At 71.1% G+C, this 21,377-nt stretch carries 23 protein-coding genes; 14 read left to right on the top strand and 9 right to left on the bottom strand.

From position 1 onward, the window contains the following. Window positions 1–68 precede the first annotated feature (68 nt). A complete protein-coding gene (locus DOE79_RS07240) occupies window positions 69–2,096 on the bottom strand; it encodes an AMP-binding protein (protein WP_120337913.1) in 2,028 nt (675 codons plus the stop codon). Between the two features lie 104 nt (window positions 2,097–2,200). Between DOE79_RS07240 and DOE79_RS07235 the strand changes: the two genes are divergently transcribed. The 5 genes from DOE79_RS07235 to DOE79_RS07215 are packed head-to-tail and all read left to right on the top strand — an operon-like array spanning window position 2,201 to window position 7,458. Then, on the top strand, window positions 2,201–2,869 hold the full coding sequence (locus DOE79_RS07235) for a GntR family transcriptional regulator (RefSeq protein WP_120337912.1): 669 nt from the start codon (window positions 2,201–2,203) through the stop codon (window positions 2,867–2,869). Window positions 2,870–2,892: 23 nt separating this feature from the next. After that, window positions 2,893–4,428, top strand: a complete 1,536-nt coding sequence (locus tag DOE79_RS07230) for an MmgE/PrpD family protein (protein ID WP_120337911.1) — start codon at window positions 2,893–2,895, stop codon at window positions 4,426–4,428. Next, the gene (gene prpB / locus DOE79_RS07225) at window positions 4,428–5,336 is read left to right on the top strand and encodes a methylisocitrate lyase (RefSeq protein ID WP_120337910.1); all 909 of its coding nucleotides are present in this window, start codon (window positions 4,428–4,430) and stop codon (window positions 5,334–5,336) included. The genes DOE79_RS07230 and prpB overlap by 1 nt, the downstream gene beginning before the upstream one ends. A 57-nt stretch (window positions 5,337–5,393) precedes the next feature. Further along, a complete protein-coding gene (locus DOE79_RS07220) occupies window positions 5,394–6,584 on the top strand; it encodes a bifunctional 2-methylcitrate synthase/citrate synthase (RefSeq protein WP_120337909.1) in 1,191 nt (396 codons plus the stop codon). 28 nt (window positions 6,585–6,612) lie between these two features. Continuing rightward, window positions 6,613–7,458 carry an NAD-dependent epimerase/dehydratase family protein gene (locus DOE79_RS07215; protein ID WP_120337908.1) on the top strand — a complete coding sequence of 282 codons (846 nt, stop codon included), beginning with the start codon at window positions 6,613–6,615 and terminating at the stop codon, window positions 7,456–7,458. Here the strand turns inward: DOE79_RS07215 and DOE79_RS07210 are convergent. Together DOE79_RS07210 and DOE79_RS07205 are read right to left on the bottom strand one after the other, a co-directional pair. Next, complete coding sequence (locus DOE79_RS07210; protein WP_245977180.1) at window positions 7,391–8,002, bottom strand: MOSC domain-containing protein; 612 nt, start codon at window positions 8,000–8,002, stop codon at window positions 7,391–7,393. The two genes, DOE79_RS07215 and DOE79_RS07210, sit on opposite strands and share 68 nt — an antisense overlap. A 22-nt stretch (window positions 8,003–8,024) precedes the next feature. Further along, on the bottom strand, window positions 8,025–8,291 hold the full coding sequence (locus DOE79_RS07205; protein WP_120337907.1) for a hypothetical protein: 267 nt from the start codon (window positions 8,289–8,291) through the stop codon (window positions 8,025–8,027). Window positions 8,292–8,443: 152 nt separating this feature from the next. On the opposite strand from DOE79_RS07205, the gene DOE79_RS07200 reads away from it, so the two are divergent. Genes DOE79_RS07200 through DOE79_RS07185 form a run of 4 tightly spaced genes read left to right on the top strand, consistent with a single transcriptional unit; the run spans window position 8,444 to window position 11,045 of the window. Further along, the gene (locus DOE79_RS07200; RefSeq protein WP_120337906.1) at window positions 8,444–8,980 is read left to right on the top strand and encodes a phosphoribosyltransferase; all 537 of its coding nucleotides are present in this window, start codon (window positions 8,444–8,446) and stop codon (window positions 8,978–8,980) included. After that, window positions 8,977–9,708: a Type 1 glutamine amidotransferase-like domain-containing protein gene (locus tag DOE79_RS07195; RefSeq protein ID WP_120337905.1), complete on the top strand. Its 732-nt coding sequence runs from the start codon at window positions 8,977–8,979 to the stop codon at window positions 9,706–9,708. Before DOE79_RS07200 ends, DOE79_RS07195 begins: the two co-directional genes overlap by 4 nt. 5 nt (window positions 9,709–9,713) lie before the next feature. After that, window positions 9,714–10,436 carry a uracil-DNA glycosylase gene (locus tag DOE79_RS07190; protein ID WP_120337904.1) on the top strand — a complete coding sequence of 241 codons (723 nt, stop codon included), beginning with the start codon at window positions 9,714–9,716 and terminating at the stop codon, window positions 10,434–10,436. Between the two features lie 30 nt (window positions 10,437–10,466). Further along, window positions 10,467–11,045, top strand: coding sequence for a GNAT family N-acetyltransferase (locus tag DOE79_RS07185; RefSeq protein WP_120337903.1), 579 nt, complete (start codon window positions 10,467–10,469; stop codon window positions 11,043–11,045). Between the two features lie 15 nt (window positions 11,046–11,060). Here the strand turns inward: DOE79_RS07185 and DOE79_RS07180 are convergent, their stop codons facing one another. Then, window positions 11,061–11,885 (bottom strand): SDR family NAD(P)-dependent oxidoreductase, encoded by an 825-nt coding sequence (locus DOE79_RS07180; protein ID WP_245977179.1) that lies wholly within the window; start codon window positions 11,883–11,885, stop codon window positions 11,061–11,063. Window positions 11,886–12,086: 201 nt separating this feature from the next. Here DOE79_RS07180 and DOE79_RS07175 point away from each other — a divergent pair, with 201 nt between their 5' ends. The 5 genes from DOE79_RS07175 to DOE79_RS07160 all read left to right on the top strand — a co-directional run bounded on the left by DOE79_RS07175 (window position 12,087) and on the right by DOE79_RS07160 (window position 16,947). Further along, window positions 12,087–13,514, top strand: coding sequence for an amidase (locus DOE79_RS07175; RefSeq protein WP_120337902.1), 1,428 nt, complete (start codon window positions 12,087–12,089; stop codon window positions 13,512–13,514). 55 nt (window positions 13,515–13,569) lie between these two features. Beyond that, on the top strand, window positions 13,570–14,118 hold the full coding sequence (locus DOE79_RS07170) for a transcriptional repressor (protein ID WP_120337901.1): 549 nt from the start codon (window positions 13,570–13,572) through the stop codon (window positions 14,116–14,118). 34 nt (window positions 14,119–14,152) lie between these two features. After that, the gene (locus DOE79_RS07165; protein ID WP_120337900.1) at window positions 14,153–15,658 is read left to right on the top strand and encodes a catalase; all 1,506 of its coding nucleotides are present in this window, start codon (window positions 14,153–14,155) and stop codon (window positions 15,656–15,658) included. Between the two features lie 118 nt (window positions 15,659–15,776). Then, window positions 15,777–15,941 carry a hypothetical protein gene (locus DOE79_RS20470; protein WP_162942644.1) on the top strand — a complete coding sequence of 55 codons (165 nt, stop codon included), beginning with the start codon at window positions 15,777–15,779 and terminating at the stop codon, window positions 15,939–15,941. A 70-nt stretch (window positions 15,942–16,011) separates the two neighbouring features. Continuing rightward, window positions 16,012–16,947, top strand: a complete 936-nt coding sequence (locus DOE79_RS07160; RefSeq protein ID WP_120337899.1) for a siderophore-interacting protein — start codon at window positions 16,012–16,014, stop codon at window positions 16,945–16,947. On the opposite strand, the gene DOE79_RS07155 is transcribed toward DOE79_RS07160, so the two are convergent. The 5 genes from DOE79_RS07155 to DOE79_RS07135 all read right to left on the bottom strand — a co-directional run bounded on the left by DOE79_RS07155 (window position 16,907) and on the right by DOE79_RS07135 (window position 21,317). Then, a complete protein-coding gene (locus tag DOE79_RS07155; protein ID WP_120337898.1) occupies window positions 16,907–17,317 on the bottom strand; it encodes a Fe-S oxidoreductase in 411 nt (136 codons plus the stop codon). The genes DOE79_RS07160 and DOE79_RS07155 overlap by 41 nt on opposite strands. Beyond that, window positions 17,317–18,822, bottom strand: coding sequence for a dihydrolipoyl dehydrogenase family protein (locus DOE79_RS07150; protein ID WP_120337897.1), 1,506 nt, complete (start codon window positions 18,820–18,822; stop codon window positions 17,317–17,319). The genes DOE79_RS07155 and DOE79_RS07150 overlap by 1 nt, the downstream gene beginning before the upstream one ends. An 89-nt stretch (window positions 18,823–18,911) precedes the next feature. Beyond that, window positions 18,912–19,703 (bottom strand): crotonase/enoyl-CoA hydratase family protein, encoded by a 792-nt coding sequence (locus tag DOE79_RS07145; protein ID WP_120337896.1) that lies wholly within the window; start codon window positions 19,701–19,703, stop codon window positions 18,912–18,914. 38 nt (window positions 19,704–19,741) lie between these two features. Then, window positions 19,742–20,575 carry an arginase family protein gene (locus DOE79_RS07140; protein ID WP_120337895.1) on the bottom strand — a complete coding sequence of 278 codons (834 nt, stop codon included), beginning with the start codon at window positions 20,573–20,575 and terminating at the stop codon, window positions 19,742–19,744. An 82-nt stretch (window positions 20,576–20,657) separates the two neighbouring features. Continuing rightward, window positions 20,658–21,317 (bottom strand): NADPH-dependent F420 reductase, encoded by a 660-nt coding sequence (locus DOE79_RS07135; RefSeq protein ID WP_120337894.1) that lies wholly within the window; start codon window positions 21,315–21,317, stop codon window positions 20,658–20,660. Between the last annotated feature and the right edge of the window lie 60 nt (window positions 21,318–21,377).

The following is a 21,377-nucleotide window of genomic DNA, read 5'->3' as shown; positions in this document are numbered from 1 at the left end:
CTACGACTGCGCCCGACCCGGACATCTGCGTCCGGTGTGCCGGGCGCAAATGTCCGCATGGGAGACAGTCAGTCGGGGGTGGGGCGCACGGCTCGGACGAGGGCGTCGAGGGTGGCGGGGTCCTCGATGGTGGGCGGCACCTTGTACGGCTCGCCGTCGACGATCTGACGGATGGTCTTACGCAAGATCTTGCCCGAGCGGGTCTTGGGCAACCGCTCCAGGACGGTCACATCCCTGAACGCCGCCACCGGGCCGATGTGCTCGCGCACCAGGTTGACCAGTTCGATGCTGAGCAGGTCGTGGTCGACGACCCAGCCGGCCTTGAGGGTCACGAAACCGGCGGCACGCTGGCCCTTGAGCGGGTCGTGCACGCCCAGCACCGCGCACTCCGCGATTGCCGGATGCCGGGTGAGCACCTCCTCGAGGGATCCGGTGGAGAGCCGGTGCCCGGCGACGTTGATCACGTCGTCGGTGCGGCCCATCACGTAGAGGTAGCCGTCGGCATCGATGTGGCCGGAGTCGCCGGTGGCGTAGAACCCGGGGAAGGCGGTGAGGTAGGCGCTGGCGAACCTGTCCTCGCCGCCCCAGATGCCCAGCAGCGAGCCGGGTGGCAGCGGCAGCCGGATGGCGATGTTGCCGTCCTTGCCCGGCTTGGTGATGCGGGCACCTTTCGAGTCGAGGATGGCGATGTCGTAGCCGGGCACCGGCACTGCCGTTGACCCGGGCTTGGTGGGCAGTTCCTCGATGCCGCGCGGGTTGGCGCAGATGGCCCAGCCGGTCTCGGTCTGCCACCAGTGGTCGACGACGGGGCAGTGCAGGCCGTCGTTGGCCCAGTGGAAGGTCTCCGGGTCGAGCCGCTCGCCGGCCAGGAACAGCGCGGTGAGGCTGGACACGTCGTACCTGGCCAGTTCGGCCAGCTCCGGGTCGACCCGGCGGATGGCGCGGATGGCGGTGGGAGCGGTGAACAGCACGGTCACCCGGTAGTCCTGCACGACGCGCCAGAAGGCGCCGGCATCCGGGGTGCCGATGGGCTTGCCCTCGTAGATGACGGTGGTGGCCCCGGCCAGCAGCGGCGCGTAGACGATGTAGGAGTGCCCGACCACCCAGCCCACGTCGGACGCCGCCCAGAAGACATCGTCGGGGCCGATGTCGTAGATGTTCCGCATCGACCAGGTCAGCGCCACGGCGTGGCCGCCGTTGTCGCGGATGATGCCCTTCGGGTTTCCGGTCGTGCCGGAGGTGTAGAGGATGTACAGCGGGTCGTCGGCGGCGACGGTGACCGGCTCGGCCGGGGTGGCCGCGGCCGCGGCTTCGGCCCAGTCCAGCCAGCGCACGGCCGGCCCGGTATCGGAGTCGGCACCGGACGCGTAGTCGGCGGCGGACCCCGGGATGGCCTGCCGGTTCTGCACGATGACGGTGTGCACCGACCCGGCGCTCTGGTCGAGGGCCTTCCGCACGAGCGGCAGGTACTCGACGGCTTTGCCCGGTTCGAGCCCGCCAGAGGCCGTGACGAGCACGGACGGCCGGGCGTCGTCGATGCGCACGGCGAGCTCGCTGGCGGCGAAACCGCCGAAGACCACCGAGTGCACGGCCCCGATGCGGGCGCAGGCGAGCATGGCCACCACGGCCTCGGGGATCATCGGCAGGTAGACGACCACCCGGTCGCCCCGACCCACACCGGCCGCGCGGAGCACGCCGGCGAAGCGGGCGACCCGGTCGAGCAGGTCGCGGTAGCTGATCCGGGCCCGGGTGCCGGTCATGGCGGAGTCGTAGATGAGCGCGGTGTGGTCGCCACGGCCGGCCAGCACGTGCCGGTCGAGGGCGTTGTAGCTCGTGTTGAGGGTGCCGCCGGCGAACCAGCGGTAGTCGGTGGGGGAGCGCTCGGTGAGCGCCGCGCGGGGCGGGTCGACCCAGTCGACGAGCCGAGCGGCGTCCAGCCAGAATTCCTCGCGCTGCTCGATGCTGCGTCGCCAGGCCGCGCGGTACGCGCCGGTGCCGGTGCCGGCCTCCGGCGGGGCGGGCTGCGGCGTGGCCCGCGGGGTGTCGGGCGCGTCGGTGAGCGGTGTGGTGCGAGTGCTTACGGTGTGGTCGGTCATGGTGTGAACCTCTCCATTGAAGCTCTCATGTATACACAAGGTGCGGTTAGTCTTGCACAATCGCGGCAATAGGGGAATAGAATGCGCTTGTGTATACAGAAACCGTGAGGACCGCACCGGAGCGGGCCAGCGACCGGGCCTACCGGGTGCTGCGAGACGAGATTCTCGACGGTGTGCTCCCGGCCGGAACCGTGCTTCTGGAGGTGGAACAGTCCGCCAGACTCGGGGTCTCCCGCACCCCCTTGCGCTCCGCCGTGGCCCGGCTGGTCACCGACGGCCTCGTCGCCGGCCGCAGCGGCCGGGGCTTCTCGGTCACCGCGATGTCGGTCGAGTCGATCAACGATCTCTACGAGCTGCGCGAGGCCCTCGAGGAGCGCGCGGCGACCCTGGCCGCCCGCGGCGCCGATCGTTCGGCGTTCGGGATGCTGCGCGAGCGGTTCCTCGCCGCTCCCGCGCTGCTCGACGACGGGGAGACCGGCATCCACGAGTACTACGCCCTCATCGACGAGTTCGACGCGGCCATCGATGCCGCCGTCGACAACGCCTTCCTGGTGGGAGCCCTCGACACTGTGCGCACGCATCTGGCGCGCATCCGCCGGGTCGCGCGCGGCAACCCGGTGCGGCTGCGCCAGGCGGCGGCCGAACACCTGCTGATCCTCGACGCGATCATCGACGGCGACGCGGCGCTCGCCGCGCACGCCACCCATGTGCACCTCCACCTGAGCCTGGCGAGCGTGCTCGCGGTGCTCGGCTCCACCGACCAGGCTTCCTGACCTCCCGACCGAAAGGACCACCCGTGCAGTCCACCGAAGTGCGCGTTCACCCGAGCGAGGACAGCCCCGCCCGCACCGAACAACTGGCCTGGAAGCTCGCCGCCTGCGCGGCCGACCCGGTGCCCGTCGACGATGACGTGACCGAGATGATCATCAACCGCGTGATCGACAACGCCGCCGTCGCGGCGGCCTCGCTCACCCGCGACCCGGTCGCCGCGGCCCGCTCGCAGGCGCTGGCGCATCCGCGCTCAGGCGGCGGCGACGGCGCCACGGTGTTCGGTCCGCCCAGCGGCCGCCGGGTGTCGCCGGAGTGGGCGGCCTGGGCCAACGGTGTGGCCGTGCGGGAGCTCGACTACCACGACACCTTCCTCGCCGCCGAGTACTCGCACCCGGGCGACAACATCCCGCCGATCGTGGCCGTGGCCCAGCACCTGGCCGCCGCCCGCGGCCTCACCGGGCACGAGCTCGTGCGCGGCATCGCCACGGGCTACGAGGTGCAGATCGACCTGGCCCGCTCGATCAGCCTGCACAAGCACAAGATCGACCACGTCGCCCACCTGGGCCCGTCGGCCGCGGCCGGTATCGGAACCCTGCTGGGCCTGGACCCGGACACGATCTTCCAGGCCATCGGCCAGGCCCTGCACACCACCACTGCCACCCGGCAGTCCCGCAAGGGCGAGATCTCCAGTTGGAAGGCTTTCGCGCCGGCCTTCGCCGGCAAAATGGCCATCGAGGCCGTGGACCGGGCCATGCGCGGCCAGACCAGCCCCACCCCGATCTACGAGGGCGAGGACGGTGTCATCGCCTGGCTGCTCGACGGGCCCGAGGCGTCCTACGACGTGTCGCTACCGGCCGGCGGCGAGCCCAAACGCGCGATCCTGGACAGCTTCACCAAGGAGCACTCGGCCGAATACCAGGCCCAGGCCCTTGTCGACCTGGCCCGGAAGCTCAACCGCGAGCACCCCGAGATCCTGGTGCCCGGCGCGGTGCGGTCGATCGTCATCCACACCTCGCACCACACCCACAATGTGATCGGCTCCGGCGCCAACGACCCGCAGAAATACGACCCGCGGGCCAGCCGGGAGACCCTGGACCACTCGGTGCCGTACATCTTCACCGTGGCGCTGCAGGACGGCACCTGGCACCACGTTGACTCCTACCTGCCCGAACGGGCCCGGCGGGCCGACACCGTGGCCCTGTGGAACACCGTGACCACGAGCGAGGACGCCGAGTGGACCCGCCGCTACCACTCCACCGACCCGGCCGAGAAAGCGTTCGGCGGCCGGGTGGAGATCCTGCTCGCCGACGGCACCCGCCTGGTCGACGAACTGGCCGTGGCGGATGCGCATCCGCTCGGCGCCCGCCCCTTCGTGCGGGAGGACTACGTCGCCAAGTTCCGGCTGCTCGCCGCCGACGCCCTGGAGCCGCCGGAGATCGAGCGGTTCCTCGACCTCGCCCAGCGGCTCCCCGAGCTCTCCGGCGCCGAGCTCGGCTCGCTCACCCTCGTGGCCCGGCCCGGCCTCTTCGACGCCCTGCCCAGCCTGAACGGAATCTTCTGATGCTCTACTCCGCCCTCACCCCCGCCGCCAAGCGCGCCCAGTTGCGTGCCGACCTCGCCGGCGGCGGCCTGCTGCGCTTCCCCGGCGCGTTCAACCCGCTCTCCGCCAAGCTCATCCAGGCCAAGGGCTTCGAGGGCGTCTACATCTCAGGGGCGGTGCTGGCCGCCGACCTCGGCCTGCCGGACATCGGCCTCACCACCCTCACCGAGGTCGCCGGCCGCAGCCAGCAGATCTCCCGGATGACCGACCTGCCCACCCTGGTGGATGCCGACACCGGCTTCGGCGAACCGATGAACGTGGCCCGCACTGTGCAGACCCTCGAGGATGCCGGTGTGGCAGGCCTCCACATCGAGGATCAGGTCAACCCCAAGCGCTGCGGCCACCTGGACGGCAAGCAGGTGGTCGACACCGACACCGCACTCAAGCGCATCCGCGCCGCCGTCGACGCCAGGCGCGACCCGAACCTGCTCGTGATGGCGCGCACCGACATCCGTGCCGTCGACGGACTGAACGCGGCGATCGACCGGGCGAAGGCGCTGGTGGATGCCGGCGCCGACGCGATCTTCCCCGAGGCCATGGGAACCCTGGCCGAGTTCGAGGCGATCCGGGCCGCGGTGGACGTGCCGATCCTGGCGAACATGACCGAATTCGGCAAGAGTGAACTGTTCCGGGTGGACCAGCTCGCCGACGTCGGAATCAACCTCGTGATCTTCCCGGTGTCGCTGCTGCGGCTGGCCATGGGCGCGGCCGAACAGGGCCTGGACACCATCGTCGCCGAGGGGTCGCTGACCGGCCTGCTTCCGGCCATGCAGACCCGCGCGGAGCTCTATCAGTTGCTCGACTACGAGGCCTACAATCGCTTCGATTCGGGGATCTTCAACTTCACGCTGACCGGACACGAAGGCTGACCCACCACCACGACAGCATCACCAGCACGGCCACGAATCAGGACGCAAAGGAGCGACATGACCATCAACCAGCCCACCCACACGTCAGCGGCGGAACCACCGGTCGTGCCCGAGATCCACCGTGGTCTGGCCGGGGTGGTGGCCGATTCGACGGCCGTCTCCAAGGTCAACCCCGACTCGAACTCGTTGTTGTACCGGGGGTACCCGGTGCAGGAACTCGCCGCCCAGAAGAGCTTCGAGGAGGTGGCCTACCTGCTCTGGAACGGTGAGCTGCCCGGAGAAGCCGAACTCGCCGAGTTCGAACAGGCCGAGCGCGCCCTGCGCCGGCTCGACCACTCCGTGCGCCGGGTGATCGACGAGATCCCCACCTCCGCCGACCCCATGGACGTGGTCCGCACGGCCGTGAGCGTGATCGGCGCGAACGACCTCACGACGCCGGACTCCTCGGTCGAAGCGAACCTGGCCAAGTCGCTGCGCCTGTTCGCGCAGTTGCCGGCCATCGTCGCCTACGACCAGCGCCGCCGGCAGGGGCTCGAGCTCGTCGAACCGCGCGACGACCTGGGCTACTCGGCGAACTTCCTCTACATGACCTTCGGCGAGGTGCCCGAACTGACCGTGGTCGAGGCCTTCGACGTGTCGATGATCATGTACGCCGAGCACTCCTTCAACGCCTCCACATTCACCGCCCGGGTGATCACCTCCACGCTCTCCGACCTGTACTCCGCCGTGACCGGGGCCGTTGGCGCGCTGAAGGGCCCGCTGCACGGTGGCGCCAACGAGGCCGTGATGCACATCTTCAGCGAGATCGGCCTCGGCGCCGGTTCGGCCGAGCGGGCCGACCGCTGGCTGGACGACACCCTCGCGCACAAGCGCAAGGTCATGGGCTTCGGCCACCGGGTCTACAAACACGGCGACAGCCGGGTGCCCACCATGCACGCGGCCCTGCTCACCCTCATCGACCACTATGACCGCCCTGACCTGCTCGAGCTCTACGAGGCCCTGGCCGCCGGCATGGCAGCACGCACCGGCATCCTGCCCAACCTGGACTACCCGTCCGGACCGGCCTACCACTTGATGGGTTTCGACACCGCCAGCTTCACACCGATCTTCGTGGCGGCCCGGGTGACCGGCTGGACGGCGCACATCATGGAACAGCTGGCCGCGAACTCGCTGATCCGGCCGTTGTCGTTCTACAACGGCACGCCGGAGCGGCACCTGGCCCCGCCGCCGCCGGGCGAGGTGCTCTGAGCGTCCGGCGCGCCTCCATACTGGGGGGATGACAGTACTGATTGCCGGATGCGGCGACCTCGGCACCGAGACGGGCCTGCGCCTGGCGGCGCTCGGCCAGCACGTGGTGGGCCTCCGCCGCCGGGCCGGGCTGCTGCCGGCTGCGCTCGACGGGCAGTCCGTCGACCTGGCCAGGGAGAAGCCCGTGGTGCCGCCGGACACCGACCTCGTGATCGTGGCCATCGCGGCGGGCAACCCCGACCCGGAGGTCTACCGGGCCGCCTATGTGACCGGCCTGGGAAACGTGCTCGACGCCCTCGACGACGCACAGGTGACGCCGCGCCGGTTCCTGATGGTGTCCTCGACGGCCGTCTACGACGTGGACGATGGCAGCACGGTCGACGAGACGACCCCGGCGACCCCTGGCCCCGGCACCGACGCGATCCTGCTCGAGGCCGAACAGCTGCTCCGCAGCCGGATCCCCTCGGCCGTGGTGCTGAGACTCGGCGGCATCTACGGTCCCGGCCGTGAGCGCCTGATCGACCAGGTGCGCTCTGGACGCGCCACCGTGGGCGAGCGCACCCGCCTGACCAACCGCATCCACCGTGACGACGCCGCCGCGATGATCGTGCACCTGCTGCTCCGGGCCAAGGCGCCCGACCCGCTCTACCTCGGGGTGGACTCCACCCCGGTGCCCGCCGCGGAGGTGCTGGCCTTCGTCGCCGGTGAGCTCGGCCTGCCCGTGCCCGAGATCGTCGAGACCGGCAGCAAGCGTGGCGGTGACAAGCGCGTGAGCAACCGGCGCATCCTCGAGACCGGCTTCAGCTTCAGCTACCCGAGCTACCGGGAGGGCTACCGGGCCGTTCTGGCCGGCCAGGGAGTGCGGCACCCGTAACCACCATCGGCACACTGCACCGCATGGTGGCCGGGCCGAGCCGCAGCATCCCGTCGGTCACCGGTTCACAGCGCAGGCCCCCACGCCCGCGGAGGGCGCGGTGGGCGCCGGGGGCGAGCATCACGTCCATCCACGCGCAGGGGTTCGCGGGCCGGTGCGCCCTGAGCTCGACGGGACCGTCGCCGCTGTCGAGCGAGAAGGTCGCCCCGCGCAGGGCATCGATCTCCACGCCGCGCAGCAGGATGTTGCGCCGGGTGGCGGCCGCATCCAGCGGGTGCGTCAACGTCAGCTCGGCGGCGACCCGGTCGAGCACCTCGGCGTCCATCACCGTGACGGACGCCTGCACGTGCGCCCGCCGGGCGTAGTGCCGGTCGCCCACGATGCCCAGGCCCGCGCGCACCTCGATGCGTTCGTTACTCTCTCCGCCCACCGCCGGCAGTGGCCCGTCGGCCGGGCGCCCCTCGTACCGGTGCACGGGGGAGGCGTGCAGGAGCACGATCTCCACCTCGGCGCTGTACGGCAGGTCACTCAGCTGCTGGCTCATGGGGCGGTCTCCCGGATGTGACCTAAGGGGTCATTCCGGACTGCACGGGCACGAACTCGACGTTGTGGGTGGGGTGCACGGTCTTGGCCGGCGACCGGGAGAAGCCCTTGGCGTCGAGGCGGTTCTCGGCCCGGAAGATGGCCAGGGCCGCGTCGTACAACTCGTTGAGCCGCGCGCCGGTGTACTCGCCGGTCGTGCCGTCGGTGAAACGGATGGCAATGGGCGTCTTGGCGGGGAAATGCCGGTTCATGCGGACGAAGCCGTCGGCATCCTGCTGCAGTGTGATCATCCCGCTAGTCTTCCGTATCCGCGCCGGCCGTGACACCGCCCCGTACCGGCCGTGACGCCGGGCCCTCACTATGCCCATACCGGGTACACACCGGGCCCGCACCGGGCCCTTCGTCCGCGCGCGGCGGGCGCGGGAGGTTCTACCATTGACAAATGCAACAGGACCAGCACGCCGAGACCCCCGTTACCGTCGATCCGCCCCGTGAGGTGCTGGAGTGGACTGAATTCGCCGACGCGTCCAGGTCGCTGGCCAGCACGGTGCTGGCGAGCGGGTTCCAGCCCGATGTCGTCATCGCCATCGCGCGCGGCGGCCTGCTGCTGGCCGGGGCCATCTCCTACGCCCTGGGCACCAAGAACTGCGGCTCCATCAACGTGGAGTTCTACACCGGCATCGACGAGCGCCTGCCGGAGCCCGTGCTCTCCGGCCCGATGCTCGACGCCCCGGCGCTGGCCGGCAAGCGCGTCCTGTTGGTCGACGACGTCTCCGACTCCGGCCACACCCTGGCCCTCGTGGTCGGCATCCTCAAGGAATCCGCCGGCGAGGTGCGCTCGGCGACCCTGTACACCAAGCCGCGCACGGTACACGTGCCCGACTTCACCTGGCGGGAGACCGACGGCTGGATCGTCTTCCCGTGGTCGGCGCTGCCGCCCGTGACCGCCACCCCGCTGACGAGCGTGGTGGACGCATGAGCATCCACCTCGTCGGCGGCGGCTGGGCTGCCGAGAACGCCACCGAGAACGACGCCGTGGTCTACGGACCGTTCCTGGCCGAAGCCGCCCTGCGCGCCACCGCGGCCGGCCGCGAGGAACCCCGCGTGGCCGTTCTGGTCGTGCGTGACGGCGACGGCGACGACCACGCCGCGAAGCTCGTTGCGGCCCTCGGTGCCGCCGGCCCCGTCGACCCGCACCTGACGGTACTCGGCCTCACCGACGAAGCCACCCTGCTCGCCGTGGCGGATGTCGACGGCATCGTGATCGGCGGCGGCCTCACCCCGGCCTACCTCACGGCCGTGACACCCATCGCCGGTGAGATCCGCCGCCAGGTGGCGGCCGGCATCCCCTACCTCGGCTACTCCGCGGGCGCCATGATCGCCGCCGAACGCGCCGTGCTCGGCGGCTGGCAGATCGGCGGCGTGCCGGTGAGCCCCGAGGACGCCTCTGAGGGACTCGACGAGATCACCATCGAGAACGGCATCGGGCTGCTCGACGTGACCGTGGACGTGCACGCCGCCCAGTGGGGCACGCTCTCCCGCATGGTCGCCGCCACCGAGGCCGGACTCATCCGTGGCGGCCTCGCCGTGGACGAGGGCACCGTGCTGATCGTGGGCCAGGGCACCCTGGGCGTCGCCGGCAGCGGCAGCGTCTGGACCGTGAGCGAATCCGAGGGCGGGGTGCTGGTGAGCACCTTCGGCTCCTGAGCCGGATGCCCGCACCCTCGCCGACTGACCCGACAGGGCCGGCCCTGATCGAGCCCGGCTGGGCGCGCGCCTTCGGGCTCGGAGACCACACCGGCCCCTTCGACGTCAGCGCCCTGGCCCCGTTTGCGGCCCCGCTCGCCTTCGCGCGGCAGCGGGCCGCGGCGGGCGCCGAGGTGCTGCCGGCGCCGGAGAACGTCCTGCGCGCCTTCCGGCAACCGTTCGACGAGGTGCGGGTGCTCATCGTGGGCCAGGACCCGTACCCCACGCCCGGGCATCCGGTGGGCCTGTCCTTCTCGGTGGCCGCGGAGGTGCGCCCGGTGCCGCGGAGCCTGGCGAACATCTTCACCGAGCTGCACGACGACCTCGGCCTGCCGAAACCGGTCGCCGGCGACCTCACGCCCTGGACTCGGCACGGGGTGCTGCTGCTCAACCGGGTGCTCACGGTCGAGGCCGGCGCCGCCGGGTCGCACCGCCGGCACGGCTGGGAGGCCGTGACCGAGCAAGCCATCCGGGCGCTGGCCGGCCGCGGCACGCCGCTGGTCGCCATTCTTTGGGGCAAGGACGCCGAGAACCTCCTGCCACTGCTCGGGTCGACCCCCGCAATCGTCGCGGCGCATCCCAGCCCGCTCTCGGCCCGCCGCGGATTCTTCGGCTCCCGCCCCTTCAGCCGTGCCAACGCGCTGCTGGCCGAGCAGGGCGCGCAAGCCGTGGACTGGTCGCTGCAGTAATCTGATTCCCATGTGGAGAGGACCCATCCGGTGCTAGAAGAGGAATACCAGCCGCGTCGACGGCTGCCGCGCCACCTGACACCGGCGCCGGTGCCCGAGGCGGCGTTCGAGTACTCGCTGCGGGATGCGGTCGACACCGACCTGCCCGACATTCGGGAGATCTACAACTACTACGTGGCCAACAGCACTGTCACCTTCGACGAGGATGCGATGACCCTCGCCGAGTGGCGCGACAAGTTCGCCTACCTGACCAAGCTCGGCATGCCGTTCATCGTGGCCGAGTCGCCGGCCGGGCAGCTGCTCGGTTACGCGCTGGTGAGCCCGTGGAAGCAGAAGAAGGCGTACCGGTTCACGGTGGAGAACTCCATCTACCTGGGCGCCGCATCCACCGGCAAGGGCCTGGGCCGGGTGCTGCTGGCCGAGCTGATCGAACGCTCCAAGGCCGCCGGGCTCAAGGAGATCATCGCCGTCATCGCCGACCAGGGCGCGGAGGCGTCGATCAAGCTGCACCAGGACTTCGGGTTCGAGGAGATCGGCCGGATGGGCAAGGTCGGCTTCAAGTTCGAACGCTGGCTCGGCACCGTTCTGCTGCAGAAGAGCCTCAAGTAGGCCGCAGCCCGGCGCTCAGCGGCGCGACAGCCGCCCGGTCACGGTCACCACGGTGCGCCGGGGCGAGACCGCGGCCAGCCAGGCCAGCACCCGGTTCTGCCCGCCGCTGACCGCGTGCGGGGGAGTGTGGGGCGCATCGAGCGCGGCGAAGGCCGTGCGCATCACCTCGTCCACGCTCGCCAGGCGGCGTGGGCCGGCCGTGGAGCGCTGCGCGACGGTGTAGAACTCGGTCTCGGTCGGGCCGGGGCACAGCGCGGTCACCTTGAGACCGGTGCTGCGGGTCTCGTACCAGAGCGCTTCGGTGAGGCTGAGCACGTAGGCCTTGCTCGCGGCGTACACGGCCAGTCGTGGCACCGGCTGGAACGCCGCCGTGCTCGCGACGTTCACCAGCGCCGCGCCCTGCGGATGCGTGAGCGCCGCGCTGAGCAGGCCAGGCAGGAGGGCGTGGGTGAGGTCGGTGAGCGCCTGGACGTTGACCGCCACCTGGTCGTGCACGGGCGCGGCCGGCGCATCCACCAGACTGCCGAACAGGCCGAAGCCGGCGTTGTTGACCAGGGTGCTCACCCGGATATCCCGGTCGGCGAGGTCCCGCACGAGCTCGGCGACCGCGCCGGGGGCGGCGAGGTCGAGCGGGATCACGGTGGACACCGTGCCGTACTTCTCGGCCAGGTCCACGGCGAGGGCCTCGAGCCGGTCCAGCCGGCGTGCGGTGAGCACCAGGTCGGCGCCCCGGCGGGCGAGTTCGTGCGCGAAGCCCACCCCCAGCCCGCTCGACGCCCCGGTGATCAGTGCGGTCGTGCCCATCGGGTTGTACAGAGCGGCAGCGTCAGTGCGGGTCATCCTTCGAGGCTACCCGGGCGTGGGCGGCCAGAGCCAGTCCGCGCATCCGCAGCATCCGCCGGCGGATTGTTGCCAAAGCGGACATCTGCGCCCGGCGCACCGGACGCAGATGTCCGGAGCGGGAACAGTTGGCGCGCAACCTGCCCTTCGCCAGCGGCCCCGGTCCGGGGCCTCGTCAGGGCCGGTCGCTAGGCTCGGGGGATGGCCGACCTCCACGAACTGACCGCCCTCGAACAGTGGCGCTCCCTGCAGCAGGGCGAGATCAGCCCCACCGAGCTCACCAGGCACTACCTGGCCCGCATCGACCGGCTGAACCCCGGCCTCGGCGCCTTCGTCACCGTGACCGCCGAGGCCGCCCTGGCCCGCGCGCGGCACGTGGAAACCGAGGTGCCCAGGACAGCACTGCTGTGGGGGCTGCCCTTCGCCGACAAGGACCTGCAGCAACGCGCCGGGGTGCCCGTGGGGTTCGGCTCCCGGCTGATGCAGGGCACGGTGCCCGAGACCAGCGACCTGCTCGTGCAGGCTCTCGACGAGGCCGGCGGGGTGAGCTTGGGGAAGACCGCCACCCCTGAATTCGGCCTGCCCTCGTACACCGAGCCCGTGGCCGGTTCTCCCGCCCGCAACCCCTGGAACCCCGATCTCGGCGCCGGCGGATCCAGCGGCGGCGCCGCCGTGGCCGTGGCCGCCCGCATGCTGCCGTTCGCCCCCGGCAGCGACGGTGGCGGGTCGGTGCGCATCCCCGCGGCCGCCTGCGGGCTCGTCGGCCTCAAGCCGTCTCGCGGCCGGATCCCCGCGGCGAGTGGCCTCGACGTGCCAGGGGGTCTCCCCGTGGCCGGCCCGCTGGCGCGCACCGTGGCGGATGCCGCGCTGCTGCTGGATGCCATGATCGCGCCCGCCGGCGGTCGGCCGGCACATCCGTTCGCCGTGCGGGCACCCGGGGCAGACCAGCAACTGCTCGGCGCCGCCGTGCGGGGCGAGGGGCGCTACCAGCTGGGTGTGATGACCACCTCGGCCTGGGACGATGCTTACGAGATCAGCCTGGCCCCGGAGGCGCTGGCGGCGCTCGCCGTGGGCGTGGACGGTTTCGCGGCCATGGGCCACGGCATCGAGCAGACCGCGCTGGAGCCGGACCCGAGTTACGCGCCGGCGTTCCGGGCGCTCTGGCAGCTCAGCGCCGCCCGGATTCCGGCCGAGACCGCCGAGCAGGAGGCCCTGCTCGAACCCCTCACTCGCTGGCTGATGCACCGCGGCCGGGCGCTGACCGGCCGTGACGTCGCCGAGGCGCTGACCACCCTGGCCACCTACGAGCGCTCCCTGATCCGCCAGCTGGGCCGGTTCGACGCCGTGCTCACCCCGGCGCTGGCGCTCACCCCGCGGCCGGTCGGCTGGTACGACGCCGAAGACGGCGAACGCAACTTCGCCCAGCAGGTGCAGTACACGCCGTTCACCTCGATGGTCAACGTCTCCGGACTGCCGGCCATCACCCTGCCCGTGGCGCAGACCTCGGACGGCCTGCCGATGGGCGTGCAGCTGATCGGCCGGCCGGGCGGTGAGGCCACCCTGCTGGCCCTTGGCGCGCAACTGGAGCGCCGGCTGCGCTGGCAGGACCGGGTTCCGCCCGGGGTGTGACCCCGGCGCGGCGTGTCTTATTTTGAGGAGTTCAAAACAACTGCTACCGTGAGGCATGGCCACAGGCGGAACGATCACCGCGGAGCAGCGCTCTGCCGGTCACCATGCGACCGGCCACCACGCCGCCGACCACGCGATCGATGGCCACGCGGATGACTTCGCCGCGGTCATCCGCGCCGCCGGCCTCAAGGTCACCGCTCCCCGCCTGGCCGTGCTCACCGGCCTGGCTGAGTCGGCTCACGCCACCGCCGAGCAGCTCTTCGACACCGTGAGCGCGGGGCTCCCCGGCACCAGCCTGCAGGCGGTCTACGGCGTGCTGAATGCCTTCACCAGCGCGGGCCTCGTGCGCCGGATCGAACCGGCCGGGTCCGCCGCCCTGTTCGAACGCCGGGTGGGCGACAACCACCACCACCTCATCTGCACCGGCTGCCGCTCGGTGACCGACGTCGAGTGCGTCGTGGGCGAGGCCCCGTGCCTCACTCCCAGCGACTCCGCCGGCTTCATCGTGCAGACCGCTGAGGTGACCTTCTGGGGTCTCTGCCCCGCCTGCCAGGCCGGCGCCGCGGTATCCGCCCCCGATCTTCGACCCACACCTTTTGAATGACGTGAACGACGAGCACATGACACAAAGGAGCACCATGACAACACTGCCCCCCACCACCACCCAGACCGGAACCCCGGTCCCGAGCGACGAGCACTCCCTCACCGCCGGCTCTGAGGGCGTCACCGCCCTGCACGACCGCTACCTGGTCGAAAAGCTCGCCCAGTTCAACCGTGAGCGCATCCCGGAGCGCATCGTGCACGCCAAGGGCGGCGGAGCGCACGGCGTCTTCGAGGTTACCGGCGACGTGTCCGCCTACACCCGTGCCGCGCTGTTCCAGCCCGGCGCCCGCACCGACACCCTGCAGCGCTTCTCCAGCGTCGCCGGCGAACAGGGCTCGCCCGACACCTGGCGCGACGTGCGCGGCTTCTCGGTCAAGTTCTACACGACCGAGGGCAACTACGACATCGTCGGCAACAACACCCCGGTGTTCTTCATCCGCGACGGCATCAAGTTCCCCGACTTCATCCACTCGCAGAAGCGCCTGCCGGGCTCGGGCCTCCGCGACGCCGACATGCAGTGGGACTTCTGGACCCTCTCGCCAGAGTCCGCGCACCAGGTGACCTACCTGATGGGCGACCGCGGCCTGCCGCGCTCCTGGCGCACCATGCCCGGCTTCGGTTCGCACACTTATCAGTGGATCAACGCCGCCGGTGAGCGCTTCTGGGTGAAGTACCACTTCACCTCCAACCAGGGCAACGTCGAGATGGAAGGCGCCGAGGCCGAGCTCATCGCGGGCGCCGACGCCGACTACTACCGCCGCGACCTCTACGAGGCCATCGACGCCGGCGACTTCCCGTCCTGGGACGTGCACGTGCAGGTCATGCCGTACGAAGAGGGCAAGACCTACCGGTTCAACCCGTTCGACCTCACCAAGGTGTGGCCGCACAGCGACTTCCCGCTGATCAAGGTGGGCACGCACACCCTCAATCGCAACCCGGGCAACTTCTTCGCCGAGATCGAGCAGGCCGCGTTCTCGCCGGCGAACTTCGTGCCCGGCATCGCGGCCAGCCCCGACAAGATGCTCATGGCGCGCATCTTCTCCTACCCGGACGCGCAGCGTTACCGCGTGGGCACCAACTACAACCAGCTGCCCATCAACGCCCCGCAGGCTCCGGTGAATAACTACTCACAGGATGGCGCGGCCCGGTACCACTTCAACGACGCCAGTGCGCCGAACTACGCGCCCAACTCGCTCGGCGGCCCCGTCGCCGACGAGGCCCTCGCGGGCGACGGCACCTGGGAGAGCGACGGTGCGCTCGTGCGCAGCGCCGCGATCCTGCGAGCCGACGACGATGACTTCGGTCAGGCCGGCACGCTGTACCGCGACGTCTTCGACGACGCGGCCAAGGCCCGATTCCTCGACACCATCACCGGTGCCGTCGGCGGCGTCACCCGCCCCGAGGTCAAGGAGCGCGCCATCCAGTACTGGACGAACGTGGACGCCACCCTCGGTGCGAGCCTGCGGCTGAACCTGGCCGACGGCGAAGCGGAGGCCACCTCGGCCAACGTGTCCGCCGAGCCCGTCGGCGTCGGCGAGTAACACAGCACCACCACAGGGTCGCGCGGTCGGACACCGGCCGCGCGGCCCCGCACGACCCCCACCAGCACGCGTCCAATGAAGCTCTGCGTCGACCGGCACCATCCCCGACAGGAGCATCATGAACGGTTACATCAGCACCACCGCCCACACCGACCGCAGCAGCGAACAGGCCGGCTACGTCAGCACCGGCCGGCCGGCCGGCATCCCCACCGGCTACGTCAGCCCCGCCACTCGCCCCGGCGCCGGAAGCTACGTCAGCAGCGACTGGGTCACCGCCGCGTAACACCCGCCAGTGGGCAGGATTCAGGGAACTCTCGGGGTGCAATGAAGGTTAGGCATGCCATACTTAGGCCATGCTTACTTCGACAGTCGCTCCCGCGCCGGCCGCACGTGTGCGGGCACCGCGCCCCAGCTACCGCCCGTTTGCCGTCTCCGTGGCGCGCGTTCAACGGCTGTCGACCAACTTCACCCGGGTGACCTTCACGGGCCCCGACCTGCACGAATTCGGCACCGCCGGCCTCGACCAGCGCATCAAGATCGTGCTCCCGCTGCCCGGGGTGGGCGTCTCGTCCTTCCCCCGCAGCGACTCCTGGTACGAGACCTGGCGGGATCTGCCCGAGGAGCGCCGCAATCCCATCCGTACCTACACGGTGCGGCACGCCCGTCCGGAGCACCGCGAGGTCGACATCGACTTCGTCACCCACGGTGACGCCGGACCCGCGTCGCGCTGGGTGCGCGCCGCCATCGTCGGCGACGAGGTCGCCATCGTGGGACCCGTCGCCGACGGCGACAACCCCATCGTCGGCATCGAATGGGCCCCCGGCAACGCCAACACCGTGCTGATCGCGGGCGACGAGACCGCGGCGCCGGCGATCTGCGCCATCCTCTCCGCCCTGCCCCGCACGGCCCGCGGCTGCGCCTACATCGAGGTGCCAGAGGCCGGCGACGCGCACGAGACGAACGCCCCGGATGGCGTCACCGTCACCTGGCTGCCCCGCAACGGCGCCGGCCACGGCGCGGCGCTCGAGTCCGCGGTGAAGGGCTGGACTGCCAGGTTCATCACCGCTCACCACAGCGGCACCGTGCTCCCCGACATCGACATCGACGAGTCCATCCTCTGGGAGGTGCCCGACGGGTCCGCCCTGGACGGCGAGCTCTACGCCTGGCTGGCCGGTGAAGCCGGTGTGATCAAGCGGCTGCGCCGGTTCCTGGTTTCCGAGGTCGGCATCGACCGACGCCAGGTGGCCTTCATGGGGTACTGGCGGAACGGTCGCGCGGAGCACGCGTGACCACCCGCTTCTTCCGCAGGTAGCCGCCCTTCTCGAGGCCGGCCTCGATCTCGTACCGGTTCTTCAGCGGGTCGCGCCCGGCGATGAAGTACAGCAGCGGGAACAGCATGCCGTAGCGCTGCCACTGCGCCTTGTGCACGGCCTCGTGCTCGAGCACATCCGCCGACACATTCTGGTTGGTGAGGTAGCAGCCGCCCACGCAGGAGCCGCCGCGGCCGAACGCCCAGGCCGGCAGCCCGCGGAAGACGAACAGTCCTTCTCGGCGTTCCACCCGGCCGGTGCTCCAGATCGAACCCCAGACCAGGCCGACGGCGGTGGCGTAGAGGTACCCGGCCCGGCTGATCGGCGAGTCGAACAGGATGCGCCGCATCACTCGCTCCGGGTGCCGGCGGCGGGCGGGCGGCCGTACTCCTCGAGCAGCCGCAACCAGACCTCGCTGAGGGTGGGGTAGCTGGGCACGGCGTGCCAGAGCCGGCTGACCGGCACCTCGCCGACCACGGCGATGGTGGCCGCGTGCAGCAGCTCGCCCACCCCGGCGCCCACGAAGGTGACGCCGAGGAGCACCTCGGTGTCGAGGTCGACGATCGCGCGGGCCCGGCCCGTGTACCCGTCGGCGACCACGCTTGCCCCGGCCACTGAGGCGAGGTCGTAGTCGAGCACCCGGGTTCGGAAACCGGCCTTCTCCGCCGCGGCGGCGGTGAGCCCGACCGACGCGACCTCGGGGTCGGTGAAGGTGACCTGCGGCACGGCCGCGTGGTCGGCGGTGGCGACGTGGGTGCCCCAGGGGGCGTCGTCCACGACGAGGCCGGCGGCGCGCGCCGCGATGACGTCGCCCGCGGCCCTGGCCTGGTACTTGCCCTGGTGGGTGAGCAGGGCCCGGTGGTTGAGGTCGCCCGTGGCGTACAGCCACTCGCCGGCCAGCGCGGGGGAGTCGCCCTGCACGAGCATGGTGTCGTCCACGCTCACCCAGTCGCCGGGCGTCAGGCCCACGGTCTCCACGCCCAGGTCCTGGGTGCGCGGGGTTCGGCCGGTGGCCACGAGAACCTCGTCGGCCGTGACCGTGCGACCGTCGGCGAGAACCAGGGTCACCTCGCCCTCGTCGGTGCGGCGGGCTCCGGTGGGGCTCGCGTCGGTGAGCACCTCCACCCTCGCGTCGGCGAGCGCGGCGGCCACCATCTCGCCGGCGAAGGGCTCCTGGTCGCGCAGCAGCGAGCTGCGCACGAGCAGGGTCACCTGCGCGCCCAGCGAGCGGTAGGCGGCGGCCATCTCCACGGCCACGACACCGCCGCCGATGATCGCGAGATGGCCGGGAACATGCTTCACCGAGGTGGCGTCCCTGCTGGTCCACGGGGAGACGTCGGCCAGGCCGTCGATGTCGGGCAGTAGCGCGCTGGAGCCGGTGCTGAGCACCACGGCGTGTTTCGCGGTGATGATCACCGGGCCATCCGTGGTCTCGACGGTGACCTCGCGGATGCCGCTGAGTCTGGCGTGCCCGCGCAGCAGGTCGATGCCGGCGGAATCGAGCCACTCGGCCTGACTGTCGTCGTTCCAGTCGTGGGTGAACTCGGTGCGGCGCTTGAGCACAGCCGCCACGTCGAGCTGCCCGGTGACGGCCTCGGCTGCGCCGGCCACCCGGCGGGCGGCGGCGAGCACCGCGCCGCTGCGTAACAGCACCTTGGAGGGCATGCAGGCCCAGTAGGAGCATTCGCCGCCCACCAGTTCGGCCTCCACGATGAGGGTCGTCAGGCCGCCCTGCACCGTGCGGTCGGCCACGTTCTCGCCCACGGCGCCGGCGCCGATCACGATGACGTCATAGCTGCGGGTCGTGCTGTCAGGGGCGCTGGGGGCGGGCGCTGTCGAGGTCGTGTCGCTCATCGTCGCAGCCTACCGACCGTACCTCCGAAGAATCCAGACCAAGCCTCTGGATGTTCTGCCGCTGGCGAGCGGGGGAGGGGCGGCGGCCTCTAGCGGCCCTGGAACTCGGCCGGGGTGCGGGAGAGGAACGCCTCCATGCCGATACGGGCATCCGTGCTGCCGGCCAGACGGGCCAGGGCGGGCTGCAGTTCGGCCTCGGCTGCGGCCGGGCCGTCGCGCAGGGCGGTGCGGGCGTTCGCCAGGGTGGCCTGCACGGCCAGTGGGGCTTGTGCGGCGATGCGCTCGGCGAGTTCGATGGCGCGGTGCAGCTCGCGGCCGTTCGGCGTGATTTCCTGCACCAGGCCCATCCGGTGCGCCTCGCGGGCGTCGAACAGGTCGCCGGTGAGGAGCCAGCGCATGGCGTTGCCCCAGCCGGCGGCGCGCGGGAACCGGATCGTGGCGCCGCCGAACGGCAGGATGCCGCGGCTCACCTCGATCTGGCCGAACCGGGCGGACTCCGCGGCGACGACGATGTCGCTGGCCAGCATCAGCTCGATGCCCAGGGTGAGGCAGGTGCCCTGCACGGCCATCACCACTGGCTTGCTCAGGGCGGTGCCGTCGACCTGCCAGGGGTTGATGCCTCCCTCCGGCACCATGTCCAGCCCGTCTGGGCCCAGCCGCGGGCCGATGTCGGCCAGGTCGAGCCCGGCGGTGAAGTGCTCGCCCACGGCGTGCAGCACGCCCACCCGTAGCTCGGGGTCACGCTCGAGCTCCCCGTAGGCCAGGGCGAGTTGCTGTAGCAGGGCGAAGTCCGCCGCATTGCGCTTCTCCGGCCGGTTCAGCCCGATCAGGAGCAGGTGCCCCCGTCGTTCGAGCAGGACGCGCGCGTCATCCGTGGTCACGTGTGATCTCCTTCGATCGTTCCGTCCGTCCCGAAGGATTAGCGGGTGAGGGCGCTGATGATGCGCAGGATGCTGGGCAGGTCGTCGCCGGCGGCCTCGGGGGAGGACGGCGCGAAGCCCGCGATGGTTGCCCCGGCCAGGGTGAACTCGGCCCGCAACGCCACGATCGCGGCCGTGAGGTTCTCCACGGCCAGCCCGAACGGGTAGATGTTCGACAGCCCCACGATGGTGGCCGGGTCGAGCACGTCCAGGTCGATGTGCAGGTAGATGTGGCCGGCGCCGGTGCGCTTGACCGCGGCCAGGATGGCCTCTGGAGTGCCGAAGTTCTCCACCGGCACCAGGGGGATGCCCTGCTCGGTGATGTAGACATCCTCGGCCGGGTCGATGTCGCGTACCCCGGCCAGCACCACCCGGTCGGCCGTGAGACGCTCATCGGGGCCGAGCGCGAGGCCGTCGACGCCGTCGCCGAGGATGGCGCGCAGAACCATGCCGCCGAAACCGCCGGACTGCGAGGAGTCGCTCGTGTGCAGGTCGGGGTGGGCGTCGAACCAGACCAGCGCGATCTCGCCGGGGTGCCGGCGGGAGGCGTGCTCGACGGCGCCGAAGGAGACCCCGCAGTCGCCGCCGATGGTGAGCACCGGTTCGGTGCTGGTGCGCAGCACCGCCAGCTGCCGGTCGCGCACCGTCAGCAGTGACGAGAACCGGTGGATGCCGGTGTCGAGCGAGTCGCCGGCCTCGACGGGCACGTCCACGGGGTAGGTGACCGAGGAGGGCAGGTCGCCCTGGATCGCCTCCGCCCCGTCGACCAGGCGCATCGCGCGCGGGGAGACAGAACCTTGCCACTGTGGGACGACCACGTAGTTGGGGGACACCCCCTCAGTATGCTCCTCGGCCCCTGCCCGCCGCATCTGCCAGTTCGCGGGTCAGGTGCCGTGGAGCCGGCGCGTCTGTGGGTTAGACCGCCTGCGGCATGTCGCGGTAGCGGATGGCCGCGCTCACGGCTTCGCGCAGCTCGAACGCGTCCATCCGCGGGCCGTAACCCGGGGTGTCGCGCTGGATGCGCCAGCTCTCGGTGAGCGGGCCGAGGTCGACGGTGTCGAAGCCGAAGGCGTCCAGCAGGGCGGTGACGGTCTCGCGGGCCTCGGGGTCGTTGCCCGCGATGACGAGGGCGCGACGGTTCTCAGCGCCCGAGGGGAGGCCATCCGTGCTGAGGTCGGCGGCGTAGATGTGGTTGAACGCCTTCACGACCCGGGACTCGGTGAGCAGGTCCTGCAGCATTTCGGCGGTGGTCGTGGTCTCTTCGTCGAGGGCGTCGATGTTGCCGTCGCGCTGGGGGTAGTAGTTGTTGGTGTCGATCACGAGCTTGCCGGCCAGTTCGGGCAGCGGCAGGGTGTCGATGGCGTGCAGCGGGATGGTCACGATGACCAGGTCGCCGGCGGCGGCGGCCTCCGCGGGGAGCGCCGCGCGGGCGCGTGGCCCGAGTTCAGCGATCAACGCCTCGAGGGTGGCGGGGCCGCGTGAATTGCTCACCACGACGTCGTATCCGTTGGCCACGCCGAGGCGGGCGAGCTGACTGCCGATGTTACCGGCACCGATGATTCCGAGAGTAGTCATGCTTGACCCAACTGAAAACGGCCGCGGGTTGTTCCCGCGGCCGTTTTCGGATGCTGCTGT

Source organism: Cryobacterium soli, from assembly GCF_003611035.1.
GTDB classification, from domain to species: domain Bacteria; phylum Actinomycetota; class Actinomycetes; order Actinomycetales; family Microbacteriaceae; genus Cryobacterium; species Cryobacterium soli.
Note: the sequence above shows the minus strand (reverse complement) of the source record. Positions and strands in the feature narration are given on the sequence as shown.

What these genes read in the sequence shown, in the direction of transcription:
- DOE79_RS07240 (WP_120337913.1), bottom strand. Translation starts at nt 2,096, where the DNA reads ATGACCGACCACACCGTAAGCACTCGCACCACACCGCTCACCGACGCG.
- prpB (WP_120337910.1), top strand. Translation starts at nt 4,428, where the DNA reads ATGCTCTACTCCGCCCTCACCCCCGCCGCCAAGCGCGCCCAGTTGCGT.
- DOE79_RS07220 (WP_120337909.1), top strand. Translation starts at nt 5,394, where the DNA reads ATGACCATCAACCAGCCCACCCACACGTCAGCGGCGGAACCACCGGTC.
- DOE79_RS07215 (WP_120337908.1), top strand. Translation starts at nt 6,613, where the DNA reads ATGACAGTACTGATTGCCGGATGCGGCGACCTCGGCACCGAGACGGGC.
- DOE79_RS07210 (WP_245977180.1), bottom strand. Translation starts at nt 8,002, where the DNA reads ATGAGCCAGCAGCTGAGTGACCTGCCGTACAGCGCCGAGGTGGAGATC.
- DOE79_RS07205 (WP_120337907.1), bottom strand. Translation starts at nt 8,291, where the DNA reads ATGATCACACTGCAGCAGGATGCCGACGGCTTCGTCCGCATGAACCGG.
- DOE79_RS07200 (WP_120337906.1), top strand. Translation starts at nt 8,444, where the DNA reads ATGCAACAGGACCAGCACGCCGAGACCCCCGTTACCGTCGATCCGCCC.
- DOE79_RS07195 (WP_120337905.1), top strand. Translation starts at nt 8,977, where the DNA reads ATGAGCATCCACCTCGTCGGCGGCGGCTGGGCTGCCGAGAACGCCACC.
- DOE79_RS07190 (WP_120337904.1), top strand. Translation starts at nt 9,714, where the DNA reads ATGCCCGCACCCTCGCCGACTGACCCGACAGGGCCGGCCCTGATCGAG.
- DOE79_RS07180 (WP_245977179.1), bottom strand. Translation starts at nt 11,885, where the DNA reads ATGACCCGCACTGACGCTGCCGCTCTGTACAACCCGATGGGCACGACC.
- DOE79_RS07175 (WP_120337902.1), top strand. Translation starts at nt 12,087, where the DNA reads ATGGCCGACCTCCACGAACTGACCGCCCTCGAACAGTGGCGCTCCCTG.
- DOE79_RS07170 (WP_120337901.1), top strand. Translation starts at nt 13,570, where the DNA reads ATGGCCACAGGCGGAACGATCACCGCGGAGCAGCGCTCTGCCGGTCAC.
- DOE79_RS07165 (WP_120337900.1), top strand. Translation starts at nt 14,153, where the DNA reads ATGACAACACTGCCCCCCACCACCACCCAGACCGGAACCCCGGTCCCG.
- DOE79_RS20470 (WP_162942644.1), top strand. Translation starts at nt 15,777, where the DNA reads ATGAACGGTTACATCAGCACCACCGCCCACACCGACCGCAGCAGCGAA.
- DOE79_RS07160 (WP_120337899.1), top strand. Translation starts at nt 16,012, where the DNA reads ATGCTTACTTCGACAGTCGCTCCCGCGCCGGCCGCACGTGTGCGGGCA.
- DOE79_RS07155 (WP_120337898.1), bottom strand. Translation starts at nt 17,317, where the DNA reads ATGCGGCGCATCCTGTTCGACTCGCCGATCAGCCGGGCCGGGTACCTC.
- DOE79_RS07150 (WP_120337897.1), bottom strand. Translation starts at nt 18,822, where the DNA reads ATGAGCGACACGACCTCGACAGCGCCCGCCCCCAGCGCCCCTGACAGC.
- DOE79_RS07135 (WP_120337894.1), bottom strand. Translation starts at nt 21,317, where the DNA reads ATGACTACTCTCGGAATCATCGGTGCCGGTAACATCGGCAGTCAGCTC.